A 15,585-nucleotide genomic window follows, 5' to 3' on the forward strand; every position below is an offset into this window, starting at 1 on the left:
AGCAGCCGCTCTGCGCTACGGGAGCAGGATGATCTTGCCCGAGGCGGCGCCGGATTCCATGAGCTCATGGGCCTGCGCCGCCTCGGCGAGCGGCAGCTGAGGGCCGAGCTCGATCGTGAAGTCGCCGGCGTCGAGGAGGGCGATCGTCTCGGGCAGGGCCTCGGCGCGCCAGGCGAGCTCCTGCGTGGTCAGCGGGACGGGCGAGCCGCCGGAGAACGCCCGGATGCCGAAGGATGCCGCATCCGGCCCTCGCACGATCGTCGCGATGCGCTCACGGTCGGCGACGAGCGCCAGCGACGCCTCGATCGCCTCATCGGTGCCGGCGCAGTCGAGCACCACGGTCACGGGTGACGGAGCGACGGCTCGCACCCGGTCGAGCAGACCATCACCGTAGGCGACGGGGATCGCCCCGAGCTCGCGCAGCTGGTCGTGGCGGGCGGGGCTTCCTGTGGCGATCACGGTGGCACCCCAGGCGACGGCGAACTGCACGGCGGCCTGGCCGACGGATCCGGAACCGCCGTGCACCAGCAGCACGTCGCCCTCGGTCACTCCCAGCGACCGCAGCGACTGGTAGGCGGTGCCCGCGGGGATGCCGATCCCGGCGCCCTCGGCCGTCGTGACCGAGTCGGGGAGCTTCGCGAGCTTCTCGGTCGCGATCGCGAGCGCCGAGGCGTAGGTGCCGTTCCCGTCGCGGATGGCCACCCGGTCGCCGACGGCGAGATCGTCGACCCCTTCGCCCAGCACCTCGACGATGCCGGCGCCGTCGAAGCCGACAGGACGCGGCTCGGTGATCGGCGGGGACGGGCGCTTGCCGCCCCGCAGCTTGGCGTCGATCGGGTTCGCTCCCGCCGCCTCGATCCGCACGACGACCTCACCGCGTGCGGCGACCGGATCCGGGATCTCGATCAGGTGGAGGACAGCGGGGGAGCCGATTTCGGTGTAGACGATCGCGCGAGCCATGCGTTCAGGCTACCCGGGGTACGCGGGGCCCGGTCTCGGGTCAGCGGCCGGAGAGGACCTTCATGATGCGCTGAGGCGACACCGGCTGCGCGGTGCCCAGACGCTGTGCGAACACACTCACGCGATACTCCTCGAGCAGCCAGCGCACCTCGACGAGCGCGGGCGTCGCGTCGGGGGCGAGGGGGATGGTGCCGCCCGCGTCTTGGAACGCCTTCGCCATCCGCTCGTACTCGGTCATGCGCGCGCGGTCCTTGCCCGGCTCGCTCGCCAGAGTCTTCAAGCGGTCCAGCATCCCCTCCAGATAGCGGGGGAAGTGCGCGAGGCGCTCGGCTCCCGCGGCGGAGACGAATCCCGGGTGCAGCAGGCCGCTCAGCTGGGTGCGGATGTCGTTCAGTGGTCCGAGCAGGGCGAGCGAGTTCTGCGACTTGATGCCGCGCTCGACGTCCCGGGACTTGGTGAGGATGCGTGCGACCAGCGACACGCAGGTGAACAGCTGGTCGACGAGCACGGCGGAGACCGCGTCCCGCACCCGGTCGAAATCGGCCTCGTTGCGCACGATCCCCTCCGGCACGAGGCTCTGGATGACCTTTCTGGCCACTGCCGCGCGGCAGTCTTCGATGAGTGCTGCCGCTGAGGGATACGGCGAGGCTGCGAGCGCCAGCTTCTCCTGGCTCGTGAGGTGCTCCTGCACGTACGAGGACGGAGAGGGGACGCCCAGCAGCACGAGCCGCAGCACGCCGTCGCGCGTCGCCGCTGCCGCCGCGTCGGGGGTGGATTCGACGCGCACCGACACGGTCTTGCCCTGATCGACGACGGCCGGGTAGCCGCGGACCACCCCTCCGGCGACGCGGGTGTCGAGCACCTCCGGCAGCTCCCCGAAAGTCCAGGCCGTGAGACCGGTCTGCTCGAGCGAAGCGGCGGCGATGCGTTCGACGCCCTCGCCCGGGGTGCCGCGTTTCGCGCCGGGGGCGCCGGAGCGGGGAGGGGCGGCGATCGAGCGGGCGACGCTGCTGCGAGCGCGGTCGGAGAGCTGCGTCTGCAGGGCACGCAGATCGCGTCCGGAGCCGACCACCCTGCCGCGTTCGTCCACGGCGCGGAAGTTCATGCGCAGATGCGGGGGCACCCGTTCATCGTCGAAGTCGGAGGCGGAGACCAGTTGATTGGCGAGCGGCTGGATGCGACGGGCGAGGGCTTCCTTGAGCGTGCGCGGGGGCAGACCGCCGTGCGACTCCGGCCCCTCGTCGATGAGCTCGGCACCGAACTTCTCCGCCCAGTCGGCCGCGGGCACCACGTGGCGACGGATGGCCTTGGGGAGAGCGCGCAGCAGACCGGTCACGAGCTCGGCACGCAGGCCGGGAACCTGCCAGTCGAAGCCGCGATCCTCGATCTGGGCGAGCAGGGGCAGGGGCACGACGACGCTCACTCCGTCGTCGTCGGCGCCCGGCTCGAATCGGTAGGCGAGGCCGAGCACCTGATCGCCCTGCGTCCACCGGGTCGGGAACTCGCGCTGATCCGCGCGCTCCTCGTCGTCGATCAGGTCGCTCTCGCGCATCACGAGCAGCTTCGGCGTGGCCGCCATGGCCTCGCGCCACCAGCTCTCGAACGAGCGCACATCGAAAACCTCGGCGGGGATGCGTTCGTCGTAGAAACGGAACACGGCCTCGTCGCCCGCGAGGATGTCGCGGCGGCGCTCGCGCTCCTCCAGCTTCTCGAGGCGCTTGCGCAGCTCGGCGTTGCTGCGCCAGAACGCACTCACCCTCTTGTCGATCCGCGTCGGATCCCACTCGCCCTCGACCAGCGCGTGCCGCACGAACAGCTCGCGTGAGGCGGCTCTGTCGATGCGCGCGAACTGCACGCGCCTGCGCGGGATGATCTCGAGCCCGAAGAGCGTCACCTTCTCGAACGCGACAGCGGCCCCCGCATCCTTGGACCAGTGCGGCTCGGTCACCTGGCGCTTGGCCAGATCCCCGGCGAGGGGTTCGGCCCAGGCCGGATCGATCGCGGCGACCGTGCGTGCGAACGTGCGGGAGGTCTCGACGATCTCGGCGGCGATCACCGCGCGCGGGCTCTTCTTGCGCAGCCCGGAGCCGGGGAAGATCGAGAAGCGGATCCCTCGGGCTCCGCGATACTCCGCGATGCGCCGACCCTTCTGCTCCTTCGCGGGGGCGTGCGTCTTGCCGGCGGGGGCGGTGCGCTCGTCGAGGATGCCGATCTGCGAGAGCAGGCCGGAGAGCAGGGCGCGGTGGATCGCATCGGGGTCGCTGGCGCCCCCGCCCTCCCCGTCACGGTCGTTCGTCTTCACGAGGGTGCGGAGCTGGCGGTGCACATCGAACCACTCGCGCACCCGCACGTAGTTGAGGTGCTCGGAGCGGCAGAGTCGACGGAACGCGCTCGAACCGAGCGCGCGCTGCTGCTCACGCAGGTGGTTCCACAGGTTCAGCAGGGTCAGGAAGTCGCTGGTCGGGTCGACGAACCGCGCATGCAGGCGGTCGGCCTCCTCCCGACGCTCTTCCGGCCGCTCCCGCACGTCCTGGATCGTCATGCCCGAGACGATCGCGAGCACGTCGCGTGTCACAGACGAGTGGGTCGGCGAACCCGTCGAAGGGCGCCCCGCCTCGATCAGCATGCGTGCGAACCGCGGATCGATCGGCATGCGCGAGATCTCGCGGCCGATCCGGGTCAGGTGCGGGGATCCGTCCCTGCGCGACGCCTCGACGGCGCCGAGCTCGGTGAGCAGGTCGAACGCGGCCTTCACCCCACGGGAGTCGGGCGGGGTGAGGAACGGGAACGCCGTGATGTCGCCGAAGCCCAGCGACAGCATCTGCAGGATGACCGAGGCCAGCGAGGTGCGCAGGATCTCGGGCTCGGTGTACTCCGGCCGCCTGTCGTAGTCGTCCTCTGAGTACAGGCGGATCGCGATGCCGTCGCTCGTACGGCCTGCGCGACCGGAACGCTGGTTGGCCGAGGCCTGCGAGACGGGCTCGATCGGAAGCCGCTGCACCTTGGAGCGGTTGCTGTAGCGGGAGATGCGCGCCGTGCCGGTGTCGATCACGTACTTGATGCCGGGCACGGTGAGGCTCGTCTCGGCCACGTTGGTGGCGAGGATCACCCGACGGCGCACGCCGGCCACCCTGCTGCGTTCGAACACCCGATGCTGGTCGGCGGCGGAGAGGCGGCCGAACAGCGGCAGCACCTCGGTGGGGGAGCGGTCGTTCGCGTAGGCGCCGCGCACCGCGTCCGCGGCGTCGCGGATCTCGGCCTCACCGGGGAGGAAGACGAGCACGTCTCCCGGCGGTTCACGGTCGAGCTCCCGCAGGGCGGAGACGATCGCCGACACCTCGTCCTCCGGCTCGGCAGGCGAGCTCTCGTCGTCCGCATCCTCGACCGGCCCGCGGTAACGGATCTCCACCGGATAGGTGCGGCCGGAGACCTCGATGATCGGGGCGGGGGTTCCGTCGCCGCCGGTCTCCGAGGGAGCGGCGAAGTGCTTCGCGAAGCTCTCCGGATCGATCGTCGCGGAGGTGATGATCACCTTCAGATCCGGACGCTCCGGAAGGATGCGGGCGAGGTAGCCGAGCAGGAAGTCGACGTTGAGGGAGCGCTCGTGCGCTTCGTCGATGATGATCGTGTCGTAGCGCGTGAGCAGACGGTCGCGGTGGATCTCGTTGAGGAGGATGCCGTCGGTCATCAGGGCGATGCGCGTGGCGTCGGACACCTTGTCGGTGAAGCGCACCTTGTAGCCGACGATCGTGCCGAGCTCGACCTGCAGCTCTTCGGCCACGCGCTCCGCGATCGTGCGTGCGGCCAGGCGACGGGGCTGGGTGTGCGCGATGCGCTCGCGCCCGAGCTCGAGAGCGATCTTCGGCAGCTGCGTGGTCTTTCCCGATCCCGTGGCACCGGCGACGATCACGACCTGATGGTCGCGGATGGCGTCGGCGATCTCGGCCCTCGCCGCACTGACCGGCAGCTCGGGGGGATAGGAGATCACGGGAGAAGACATAGCCCTCCATCGTATGCCGGGAATCGCCCCCTACGATCATGGGGTGATCACCGCTCTCGCTCCTGTCCAGTGGTTCCGCGAGTTCGGGCGGCCGCCGCGCATCCTCGGGCTCGACATCGCCAGAGGACTGGCGATCCTCGGCATGGCCGGAGCGCACATCGGCGAGACAGAGGCATTCGACTGGTTCGACCCCTCGACGTGGACCGACCTGGTGCACGGGCGGTCCTCGATCCTGTTCGCGGTGCTCGCCGGTATCTCGATCGCCCTGATGACCGGGCGCAGTGCCGGTCCCGACCGCGAGCGGATCCCGAGCATCCGCCTGCAGCTGATCGGGCGCGGTGCGGTGATCTTCGTGATCGGGCTGGCGCTGGAGATGCTGAACACCCCGATCGCCGTGATCCTGACGCTCTACGGTCTGCTCTACGTCGCGGTCATCCCGTTCCTGCGGTGGCGGCCCTGGCAGCTGCTGAGCGCCAGTGCGGTGCTCGCGCTGCTGGGCCCGTCACTGCTCGCCTTCCTGAACGCGGTGATGCTGAACCCCTACGGTTCCGGTATCGGATTCGTGCTCTACGGCACGTATCCGATCACGGTCTGGATGGCGCTGGTGCTCGCCGGCATGGCGTTCGGTCGCCTGCACGTCGAGCGGCTGCGCACGGCGGCGGTCGCGCTCGGGATCGGGTTCGTGCTCGCCGTGATCGGCTACGGCTTGGGCGGAATCGGTCAGGCAGCGGGACTCGCCGGGGGCTTCAGCAGCAGCTCCTTCTCCGACAGCAGCTCCTTCTCCGACAGCGGCTCCTTCTCCGACGGCAGCTCCGGCAGCGTCGTCTCCCCGCCCTCCGGGTGGGAGGGATACCCGCAGGCGCTGACCGAGACAGATCCCCTCCGCGCCGTGCTCACCGCGGTGTTCGCGGTCGAACCGCACAGCGGCGGCACCGCAGAGATCCTCGGATCGGGCGGCTTCGCGCTCGTGGTCATCGCGCTGTGTCTGCTGCTGAGCCGGCCGCTGCGCTGGGTGCTGCTGCCGCTCGGCGCGCTCGGCTCCATGCCCCTGACGGCATACAGCGCTCACGTCGTCTCCGTCGTGCTGGTGGCCGGGCCAGGAGGGTTCTTCTCGAGCAACGCCTTCTGGGCGGCCACCGCGCTCGGACTGCTGCTCCTGACGACGCTCTGGTCGATGTTCTTCGGACGGGGCCCGCTGGAACGCCTGGTCGGACGAGGGGCAGCGGCGATGGCGGCGGTGCCGCGGCGCTGATATGGCGGCGGTGCGGTGGCGCTGATCCGGCCGGCTTCGAGCGTTCCTCCGGATCGGGAGGCGCGATGTGTTACCGTGGGTGCGCAACGCCTGTCTGGCGTCTGCGACCGACTGGCATGGCTGGTCGGACTGGGGAGTTTCGAACTGGGGAGTTCACACCACCGCGTCGCGGCGATCTTTCGCCGCCTCGATGTCGTCGAGCGCGCGGGGGATGATCACGCCGCGTTCGGGACAGCATCGACTGGGGAGTCACGGTGGGGAACACGAGTTTCGGGCGACGGACACGCTTCGGGCGACAGACAAGGGGAGTCGTCGCATCAATGCTGACGGCCGGCCTGCTGATCGCGGGTCTGTCGGGTGTGGGAGCGACGGCGGCCGCCGCGGCGGATGTGCCGCCGACGATGCCGCCGCAGTTGCAGCGCGACGAGAACGTGGTGACGTCGGACCCGATCCCGACTGTGCAGATCGACAACGGCTACGTATGGGCGCAGACCACGATCGGCACCACGGTGTACGCGGTCGGCAAGTTCGACAACGCGCGGGAGCCGAAGGCGGCGCCCGGGACAGCCCTCACCGCCCGTTCGAACGTGCTGGCCTACGACATCGTCTCGGGTGCTCTGTCCTCGTTCGCCCCGGCGGTCAACGGCGTCATCAAGGCGGTCGCCGCGTCTCCCGACGGGTCCCGCATCTACATCGGCGGCTCGTTCAACAAGGTGAACGGGAAGGACCGCTGGAACTTCGCGGCGCTCGATGCCAAGACCGGTGAGCTGGTCCCGCAGTTCGCGCCGTCGATCGGCGGCAGCGGCGTGTACGCCATCACGACCGACGGGTCGAACATCTACCTCGGCGGTCTGTTCACCCAGGCCAACGGCGTCGCCCGGAAGAACCTCGCGGCCTTCGACCAGAAGAACGGAGCGCTCCTGAGCTGGGCCCCGCAGGCCGACCGCCAGGTCGACGCCCTCGTCATGGACCCGGCGGGCACGAACGTCATCGTGGGAGGACGCTTCTCCGCGGTGAACGGCAGCAGCCTGCGCGGTTCCGCAGCGGTCGACAAGTCCACGGGTGCCGCCGACACCGCCTGGGGCATCTCCAAGGTCGTGAAGAACAGCGGCAGCAGCAGCAACTCCGGCATCTTCGCGCTCGCCACGGACGCGAACACCGTCTACGGCACCGGGTGGAGCTGGGCCGGCGGGGGCAACCTCGAGGGCACGTTCGCCGCTGAGGCCGGCACGGGTGCGGTGCGGTGGATCGCAGACTGCCACGGCGATCACTACGGCGTCTACTCGACCGGCAAGGTGGTCTACACGACCAGCCACATGCATTCCTGCAACACGATGGGGCTCCAGCCGCAGAAGAACCCGGCGGTGTACCAGTACGCCGAGGCCTACACGGCCGACGCGCGCGGAACCCTCTCCGCGAACACCTACTCCGGGTACGCCAACTGGGCCGGCACCCCCGCTCCGTCGCCGTACCAGTGGGCGCCCGACTTCGCGGTCGGCACCACGAGCGGCCTCGGCCAGGCGGGCCTGTCGATCACGGGCGCGGGCGACATGATCTCGATCGGCGGAGAGTTCCGCTCGGTGAACAACGGGCAGTTCGAGGGAATCGTGCGCTTCTCCACGAACCCTCCGGGTGGTGCGAAGGACGGGCCCCGGCTCTCCGACGCGGCATGGAAGCCCACGGCGGGCACCTCGCCCGTCCCCGGCAGCGCCCGGGTGTCGATCCCCACGAACTGGGACAGGGACGACCTGACCCTCACCTACGAGCTGCGCCGCGACGGTGCCACCGAGCCTGTGGCCACCGCGACAGCGGACGGCACCTGGTGGAAGCAGACGACGGTCACCCTCGACGACCCGACGGCGACCCCGGGAGCCACGCAGAGCTACACGGTGGTCGCGAAGGACCGTGACGGCAACATCGCCACGAGCGCGAGCGTGAACGCGAAGGCCACGGCGGGCACCGCCTCGGCCTACTCGAAGAAGATCCTCGCGGACAAGCCTTCGCTGTACTACCCGATGGGCAACGTCTCGAAGGACTGGGCCGGATCGAACAACCCGGTGAGCGGCACGGGAGCCTCAGCCTCGTCGTCGGGCATCGAGAACAGCGGCACCGGTTCGACAACGTTCAACGGCACCACGAACGGGCGGGTGTCTTCCGATGCGAAGGCACCGGTGTCGAGCGAGTTCTCCGCGGAGATCTGGTTCCAGACCACCACGAAGACCGGTGGCATGCTCATCGGCTCCGGAGCGGCCAAGACGGGGAGCTCCGCGAGCGTCGACCGGCAGCTGTACATGGCCAACAGCGGCACCCTGACCTTCGGCGTCTTCGCCGGGCAGGCCCGATCCACGATCGCCGGAACCAAGGCGCTGAACGACGGCGTCTGGCATCACGCTGTCGTGTCGCAGGGTGCGGCCGGGATGAAGCTGTACGTCGACGGCGAGCTCGTCGCGTCCGACGCCACGGTCACGACGGCCAAGACCGACCCCGCCTACCTCCGCATCGGGGGAGACGCGCTCACGGGCTGGCCCTCTGCTCCTTCGTCGAACTACTTCAAGGGATCGCTGGACGAGGCCGCGGTGTACCCGCTCGCGTTGAACGCCGACCAGGTGCGCTCGCACTTCCAGCTGGGCAAGGGTCTCAAAGCTCCGACGGCGGCCTTCACGGCCCAGGCGACCGACCTGACCGTCGCGGTCGACGGGTCGGGATCCACCGCAGACGGCGCAGCGTCGATCAGCGGCTACGCGTGGGACTTCGGCGACGGCTCGTCGGCGACCGGCGCGACGGCGACGCATGACTATGCAGCGGCCGGCACCTACACCGTGCGGCTGACGGTGACGGACAGCAGCGGACTGTCGGCGTCGAGCGAGAAGCAGGTCGCGGTGACGGCTCCCGTCGTGGCCGATGTCGTGGTGGCATCCGACCGGTTCGACCGTGCGGTGGAATCCGGCTGGGGCACTGCTGAGGTCGGTGGCGTATGGACGCCCATGCAGGGCAAGTCGACGGCTCTCTCGGTGGCCGACGGTGCGGGAGTGATCGACCTCGTCGCCGGGCAGACCAGGGAGATGCTGTTGGACGATGCGTCGGTGCGGGATTCCGCCACCACCCTGTCCTACACGCTCTCCGGCGGTCCGGAGTCTGGCACCGTCTACGTCGGAGCGGGTTCTCGGCGCAACGCGGACGCCGGCTACCGCGCCCTGGCGTGGCACCGCGCTGATGGGGCGACGTGGGTCGTGATCCAGCGCAACGGGACGGCCATCGCGAGCGCCGCTGTGCCGGGGCTGACCTGGAGTGCCGGCACCGTGTTCCATCTGTCGACCGAGACGACCGGGTCGTCCTCGACCACGATCCGCGCCAAGGTGTGGGCCGACGGGCAGCCGGAACCGGCGACGTGGCAGGTGTCCGCGAGTGACGCGACCGCGGCGCTGCAGAGCGAGGGCTCGCCCTCGGTGTTCTCCTACCGGGCCGGCACCGCGACCGGCACGAACGTCGTGCGGGTGAACGAGGTCAAGACCACCCGGATCGGTGGCTGAGCAGCCGCTGGGCTGAGCGCAGACGCAGAGGGGGCACCGGCATCGGCCGGTGCCCCCTCTGCGCCTCTCAGAAGTCTTCGGACCTCTCAGAAGTGGGTGCCGCCGTCGATGCGCACCTCGGTGCCGGTGATGAAGGCGCCGTCCTCGCTCGCGAGCATCGCCACGACACCGGCGACCGATTCCGGTCCGGCGAAACCCTCGCCGATCGCGGGTGCGAGCTTCATGAACAGGCTCATGTCGGCGTCGGCGGGGAGGCCGGGGCCGTTGCTCTGGTTGCTCCGTCCGGACCCGTCGGTCATGCCGGACGAGATCGACCCCGGCTGCACCGCGGTGAAGCGGATACCGCTCTTCGCGTACTCCGCTGCGAGCGCATGGGTCATCGACTGCACGCCGCCCTTGCTGGCCGCATAGGCCGCCATGTAGGGGTGTGCGAATCCGGCTGAGGTCGAGCTGAAGTTGACCACGGCGGCCGAGGAGCCCTCCTGCAGGGCGGGGATCGCCGCGCGGATGACGAGGAACGTGCCGACCAGGTTGATGCGGATGACCTGCTCGAACTGGTCGAGCGTCGTCTCGTGGGTGTGCGAGGAGCGGAGGATGCCGGCAGCGTTGACGAGCACGTCGAGTCCGCCCAGAGCGGCGACGGCTTCGGCGACGCCCGCGGCAACGGAGGCCTCGTCGGCGATGTTCATCGTGACGGTGGTGAGGCGTTCGGCGAGCGGCCCTGCCTTGGCGACCGTGTCGTCGAGGCCTTCGGTGCTGACGTCGGCGGCGACGACGCTGCCGCCTTCACGGAGCATCCGCAGCACGGTGGCCTGGCCGATGCCCGACCCTCCTCCGGTGACGAGAGCCCGACGTCCTTCATAGCGGTTCATGATCTTCCCTTCGTGACGAGTACTGGCAGGATATGCCTGTTTGGCATGTTGTGCCACCTAGTCCCAACCTGCCGGTGCGCGGATCTGTTCCCGTACGCTGTGACGGTGGAGACGTCGACCCTCACCGAGCGCCGCAAGGCCGCGACCGAGCGCGAGATCGCTGCCGCTGCGGCCGCGTTGTTCGCGGAGCAGAGCGTGGCGGGCGTCACCGCAGAGCAGATCGCGGCGCGTGCGGGCGTCTCGGTGCGGACGTTCTACCGCTACTTCGCACGCAAGGAAGACGCGATCGCCCCGATCCTCAGCGTCGGCGCGCAACGGTGGCAGGAGGCCTTCGCGCAGGTCGGAGAGGGGGCTCTGGGTGAGCAGATCCCGGCCGTGATCGAGGCGCAGCTCGCCGAGGGACAGTCAGGTGCGGGCATCGCCGACGGGCTCGAACTCGACACGATGCTCGGCGTGCTCCGCGGACTCGACGACGATTCCGCGATGCGCGACGTGTGGCTGCGTGTGAACGATGATTCCGAGCGCAGGTTGCGTGCGATCCTTCAGGAACGCGGCCTCGCCGTGTGGGATGCCGCATTGCTCGCCGCCGTCGCGACCGCCTCGATCCGTGTCGGGCTCGAACAGTGGGCGACGGATCCCGACGGCCCTCGTCCCGCCGTGCGCGCAGTCGACGCCTTCCGGTCGATGTCGCAAGGGCTGAGCGGACTCGATTGACGTCGTCCGCTCACCGGCCCGTGCGCGGCGCCGTCGCTACACGGGCAATGCCAGATACAACCGGTAGGCGGCCTGACCGGCGAAGCTGTCCGCGGCGTTCGCGGGCGCTTCGACGAGGTACAGGCGCCCGGGAGCATGCGGACGCGATTGCGCGTCGAGGTGCCACACCACCCGGCTGATCGTCGCTCCCTCGAAGTCGTATCGGGTGCCGGACCCGTCATCGAAGACCTGTTCCGTGTAGGTGGGGTCGCCGATCCTGCTCCGGATGTCGATGGCGGCCTGTGCTGCCTCCTCGTCGGAGGCGAACTGCAGCACGGTCAGCGTGGCGCGTCCGGTGTCGGAGCTGAACACGGCGGTCGTGGCGTCGCGGGAGCCGAGGTCGTTCGGAGTATCCGTCCACTCGCCTTCGAGCTTCCAGTCGCCGGCAGCGGTTCCGACCTCCGTCGAGGCCGCGGCGCACAGCTCACCGCACCCCGATGTCGGAAGGGCAGGGGGTGGCGTCGTGGTCGGGGTGGATTCCGGTGTCGCCGATGTCGATGGTGCCGTGGTCGACTGTCCGCGTCCCTCGCCGATCTCGGCGCGCAGACCGGCGGCGAGAAGGAGATTCGTCCCGATGGTTCCGAGAAGGAGGAAGGCGGCGACGACGATGACCAGGATGACGATGGTCCGACTGCGCCTCTTCGTCGCTGTGACGACCCGTGTCTCATCCTCGTCGGGATCATGCGTCTCGGCCGCGGGCGGCGGGGGCGGGAGATACTCCTCATCGCCGGACGTGTCGCGTTCATTCATCGACCTCAGCCTACGGAAGTCGGTCGGGCACTGCGGCGACCGCACCGACTTCTTTCGTCACCGGCCGGGTCCACCTGTCATCACAGGTCATAGGCTGGAGACATGACGATTCCTGCACTCGAACTGAACGACGGCAACTCCATCCCCCAGCTGGGCTACGGCGTCTTCAAGGTGCCGCCGGCAGAGACCGAGAAGGCGGTGAGCGAGGCTCTGGAGATCGGCTATCGCCACATCGACACCGCCGCGATCTACGGCAACGAGGAGGGCGTGGGTGCCGCCATCGCATCCTCTGGCATCCCCCGTGACGAGCTCTTCATCACGACGAAGCTCTGGAACGACCGTCACCATGACGACGAGCCCCGCGCCGCCATCCGCGAGAGCCTCGAGAAGCTGGGTCTCGAGAAGGTCGACCTGTACCTGGTGCACTGGCCCACCCCGGCCAAGGACGACTACGTGCACGCGTTCGCGAAGCTGATCGAGCTGCGTGAGGAAGGTCTCACCCGCAGCATCGGCGTATCGAACTTCCTGGTCCCGCACCTCGAGCGCACCGTGAAGGAGACGGGCGTGGTCCCGGCTGTGAACCAGATCGAGCTCCACCCCGCGTACCAGCGCCGCGATGAGGTCGCCTGGGCCGACGCGAACAATGTGCGCATCGAGGCGTGGGGTCCGCTCGGCCAGGGCAAGTACGACCTGTTCGGCATCCCGGCCGTCGCGGATGCCGCAGCCGCGCACGGGGTCACCCCGGCGCAGGCGGTGCTCCGCTGGCACCTGCAGAAGGGCATCATCGTGTTCCCGAAGTCGGTGCGCGCCGAGCGCCTGCGCGAGAACCTCGACGTGTTCGGCTTCGAACTGACCGACGCCGAGATCGCCGCGATCGACGCCCTCGACCCGCTCGACGGTTCCGGCCGCGTGGGCTCGCACCCGGACGAGGTCAACTGACCCTCTCGGGGAGACGGAGCCTCCGGGCCTACATGACGCCCCGTGTCGCCTCGCGCGACACGGGGCGTCGTCCTGAGTACCGTCGAGGCATGACAGCTCCGTACCGTGTCGTCGCCGTGTCGGGATCCCTGCACGAGCCCAGCAAGACGACCGCCCTCGTCCGCGCGATCACGGCCGCCATCGCCGAGCGCGCCGACATCGAGTCGCAGCTCATCGAGCTGACGCAGATCGGACCGGGGCTGGCCGGCGCGTTGCAGCGTGACCAGCTGCCGCCGGAGGTCGAGGCGCAGTTGCAGGCGATCGAGTCCGCCGATCTGCTGATCGTGGGCAGCCCCGTGTATCGGGCGTCGTTCACCGGGCTCTTCAAGCACCTGTTCGACTTCGTCGGTCAGTACGACCTGGTGGGAAAGCCGGTGCTGCTCGCCGCGACGGGCGGCGGCGAGAAGCACGCGCTCATCATCGAGCACCAGCTGCGTCCGCTGTTCGCGTTCTTCCAGGCGCTCACCCTGCCCCTCGGCGTCTACGCCAGCAACACCGACTTCGACGGCTACGAGATCACCTCCGAGGTGCTCGAAGCCCGCATCGCTCTGGCAGCCGAGCGTGCGCTGCCGCTGGTGGGGTACGCGGCCTCGCGTCCGGTCGAACTCCTCGTCGGCTGACCGCAGTCGCCACGCGCGGCGTAGCGTGGAGGCTATGACCAATCGGCTCGCGGACACCCTCAGCCCGTACCTGCGCGCGCACGCCGACAATCCGGTCGACTGGCACCCGTGGGGTGAGGAGGCCTTCGCGGAGGCCCGGCGGCGGGACGTGCCGCTGCTCATCTCGATCGGCTATTCGACCTGCCACTGGTGTCACGTGATGGCGAGGGAGTCTTTCGCCGATCCCGTCACCGCGGCGCTCATCAACGAGGGCTTCGTCGCCGTCAAGGTCGACCGTGAGGAGCACCCCCAGGTCGACGGTGCGTACATGGCGGCGGCCTCGGCCTTCACGCAGAACCTGGGTTGGCCGCTGACGGTGTTCGCCACGCCGCGCGGACGCACCTTCTACGCCGGCACGTACTGGCCGCCGGAGGCCCGTGCGCCGATGCCCGCCTTCCGTGAGGTCCTCGCCGCGGTGCGGGAGGCCTGGACGCTCCGTCGCACCGAGGCCGAGGAGTCGGCGGATGCCGTGACGGACGCACTCGCCCGAGCAGCGGAATCGGCGCCATCGGACGTCCCGGATGTCGTTGCGATCACGACGGCGGCGGAGGCGATCGCGCAGCGGGAGGACCGCCGGTTCGGCGGCTTCGGCGGCGCGCCGAAGTTCCCCGTCGCCACCACGCTGCGGTTCTTGCAGCATCCCCTCGTGCGAGAAGGTGCGCCGGAGGCATCTGCCGCTGGTGCGCGCGCGCTCGCCGCGATGGCGGCCTCTGACCTTCGCGACGCCGACGGCGGGTTCTTCCGCTATGCGACCGGGCGCGACTGGACCGTGCCGCACTACGAGCGGATGCTGACCGACAACGCGCAGCTGCTCGACATCGCTCGTGATGGGGGAGACGAGCCGACCGTGCGAGGTATCGCCTCGTTCCTGACGGGCGTGCTCCCGCGCGACGGAGGCGGATTCGGCGCGGCGCAGGATTCCGAGTCGACGATCGACGGCGTGCGCTCCGAGGGCGGGTACTACCTCCGCCCGGTGGCAGAGCGCGCGGGCCTGGAGCCCCCGGCGGTCGACGGCAAGGTGATCACCGGATGGAACGGACTCGCGATCGCTGCCCTCGCCCGCGCCGGAGCCGCGTTCGGAGAACGGGCGTGGATCGACGCGGCCGCCGCGGCTGCCGACCACGTGCTGCGCACCAATCGGGACGCCGAAGGCGCTCTCGTGCGTGCGTCGCTGGATGGACGGGCATCGACTGCCGTCGCGACCGCCGCCGACCTCGGCCTTCTCGCCGACGGCCTCTTCGCGCTCGCGCTGGCGACCGGCGAGACGGACTGGGCGATCACGGCGCGTGGCATCCTCGACGACGTCCTGTCGGGAGCGGGAGGCGACGACCCCCTGCTCTCGGCGCAGGGCATCGCGACCTCGCCCGATCAGACCGACGGCGATCTGCCGTCGGATGCCGCGGCGATCGCGAGCGCCGCCCTGACCGCGTGGTGGATGGGCGCGGGGGATCGGTATCGGGAAGCGGCCGTGTCGACGGTGAGCGCGCTCGCGACCAGGTCGCTGGAGCAGCCGTTCGCCCACGGCACCCTGCTGCGGGTGGCCGCCGGCCTCGCGGCCCCGCCCCGTCAGCTCGTCGTGGTCACCGGGGAGCCGCACAGTGCGCTCGCCGCCGCAGGCCGAGGCGCTGACGCCGAGGTCGTCGCCGTGGTCACCCCGGACCAGGCGCGGGCATTCGCGGATGCCGGGTTCGAGCTGTTCGAGGGCAAGGACACGTCGACGGACCGCGCCTACGACTGTCGGGCGTTCGTGTGCCGGCTGCCGGTCAGCGATCCTGCCGAGGTGTCGGTCGCGCGCTGACCTTCACACTGTGCAGTGTGTCCAGCCCATCCC

General features: G+C 69.9%; 10 protein-coding genes. 6 read left to right on the top strand and 4 right to left on the bottom strand.

Annotated features, from left to right (window positions below):
* Positions 1–15: 15 nt before the first annotated feature.
* Both ILP86_RS05585 and hrpA read right to left on the bottom strand, forming a co-directional pair.
* A complete protein-coding gene (locus ILP86_RS05585) occupies positions 16–960 on the bottom strand; it encodes an NADP-dependent oxidoreductase (RefSeq protein WP_113680619.1) in 945 nt (314 codons plus the stop codon).
* Positions 961–1,000: 40 nt separating this feature from the next.
* Positions 1,001–4,960 carry an ATP-dependent RNA helicase HrpA gene (gene hrpA, locus ILP86_RS05590; protein WP_193761559.1) on the bottom strand — a complete coding sequence of 1,320 codons (3,960 nt, stop codon included), beginning with the start codon at positions 4,958–4,960 and terminating at the stop codon, positions 1,001–1,003.
* Positions 4,961–5,003: 43 nt separating this feature from the next.
* Between hrpA and ILP86_RS05595 the strand changes: the two genes are divergently transcribed.
* Together ILP86_RS05595 and ILP86_RS05600 are read left to right on the top strand one after the other, a co-directional pair.
* Positions 5,004–6,212: a heparan-alpha-glucosaminide N-acetyltransferase domain-containing protein gene (locus tag ILP86_RS05595; protein WP_242868664.1), complete on the top strand. Its 1,209-nt coding sequence runs from the start codon at positions 5,004–5,006 to the stop codon at positions 6,210–6,212.
* A gap of 320 nt (positions 6,213–6,532) precedes the next feature.
* Entirely contained in the window at positions 6,533–9,742 is a 3,210-nt protein-coding gene (locus tag ILP86_RS05600) for a LamG-like jellyroll fold domain-containing protein (protein ID WP_227750917.1), read from the top strand.
* 86 nt (positions 9,743–9,828) lie between these two features.
* Here the strand turns inward: ILP86_RS05600 and ILP86_RS05605 are convergent, their stop codons facing one another.
* Positions 9,829–10,614 (bottom strand): SDR family NAD(P)-dependent oxidoreductase, encoded by a 786-nt coding sequence (locus ILP86_RS05605; RefSeq protein ID WP_058632388.1) that lies wholly within the window; start codon positions 10,612–10,614, stop codon positions 9,829–9,831.
* 105 nt (positions 10,615–10,719) lie between these two features.
* On the opposite strand from ILP86_RS05605, the gene ILP86_RS05610 reads away from it, so the two are divergent.
* Positions 10,720–11,328: a helix-turn-helix domain-containing protein gene (locus ILP86_RS05610; RefSeq protein WP_308431889.1), complete on the top strand. Its 609-nt coding sequence runs from the start codon at positions 10,720–10,722 to the stop codon at positions 11,326–11,328.
* A gap of 36 nt (positions 11,329–11,364) precedes the next feature.
* Here ILP86_RS05610 and ILP86_RS05615 read toward each other — a convergent pair whose 3' ends face one another.
* A complete protein-coding gene (locus ILP86_RS05615) occupies positions 11,365–12,117 on the bottom strand; it encodes a hypothetical protein (RefSeq protein WP_193761561.1) in 753 nt (250 codons plus the stop codon).
* Between the two features lie 102 nt (positions 12,118–12,219).
* Here ILP86_RS05615 and ILP86_RS05620 point away from each other — a divergent pair, with 102 nt between their 5' ends.
* The 3 genes from ILP86_RS05620 to ILP86_RS05630 all read left to right on the top strand — a co-directional run bounded on the left by ILP86_RS05620 (position 12,220) and on the right by ILP86_RS05630 (position 15,552).
* On the top strand, positions 12,220–13,056 hold the full coding sequence (locus ILP86_RS05620; protein ID WP_193761562.1) for an aldo/keto reductase: 837 nt from the start codon (positions 12,220–12,222) through the stop codon (positions 13,054–13,056).
* An 89-nt stretch (positions 13,057–13,145) separates the two neighbouring features.
* The gene (gene msuE, locus ILP86_RS05625; protein ID WP_058632391.1) at positions 13,146–13,715 is read left to right on the top strand and encodes an FMN reductase; all 570 of its coding nucleotides are present in this window, start codon (positions 13,146–13,148) and stop codon (positions 13,713–13,715) included.
* A gap of 34 nt (positions 13,716–13,749) precedes the next feature.
* Complete coding sequence (locus ILP86_RS05630) at positions 13,750–15,552, top strand: thioredoxin domain-containing protein (RefSeq protein ID WP_193761563.1); 1,803 nt, start codon at positions 13,750–13,752, stop codon at positions 15,550–15,552.
* The last annotated feature ends 33 nt before the right edge of the window (positions 15,553–15,585 follow it).

The sequence above is a fragment of the Microbacterium sp. R1 genome (assembly GCF_015159725.1).
In the GTDB taxonomy this organism is placed as follows: Bacteria; Actinomycetota; Actinomycetes; order Actinomycetales; family Microbacteriaceae; genus Microbacterium; species Microbacterium oxydans.

Coding starts and splice junctions, on each gene's coding strand:
- hrpA (WP_193761559.1), bottom strand. CDS start 4,960: ATGTCTTCTCCCGTGATCTCCTATCCCCCCGAGCTGCCGGTCAGTGCG.
- ILP86_RS05585 (WP_113680619.1), bottom strand. CDS start 960: ATGGCTCGCGCGATCGTCTACACCGAAATCGGCTCCCCCGCTGTCCTC.
- ILP86_RS05615 (WP_193761561.1), bottom strand. CDS start 12,117: ATGAATGAACGCGACACGTCCGGCGATGAGGAGTATCTCCCGCCCCCG.
- msuE (WP_058632391.1), top strand. CDS start 13,146: ATGACAGCTCCGTACCGTGTCGTCGCCGTGTCGGGATCCCTGCACGAG.
- ILP86_RS05620 (WP_193761562.1), top strand. CDS start 12,220: ATGACGATTCCTGCACTCGAACTGAACGACGGCAACTCCATCCCCCAG.
- ILP86_RS05600 (WP_227750917.1), top strand. CDS start 6,533: ATGCTGACGGCCGGCCTGCTGATCGCGGGTCTGTCGGGTGTGGGAGCG.
- ILP86_RS05605 (WP_058632388.1), bottom strand. CDS start 10,614: ATGAACCGCTATGAAGGACGTCGGGCTCTCGTCACCGGAGGAGGGTCG.
- ILP86_RS05630 (WP_193761563.1), top strand. CDS start 13,750: ATGACCAATCGGCTCGCGGACACCCTCAGCCCGTACCTGCGCGCGCAC.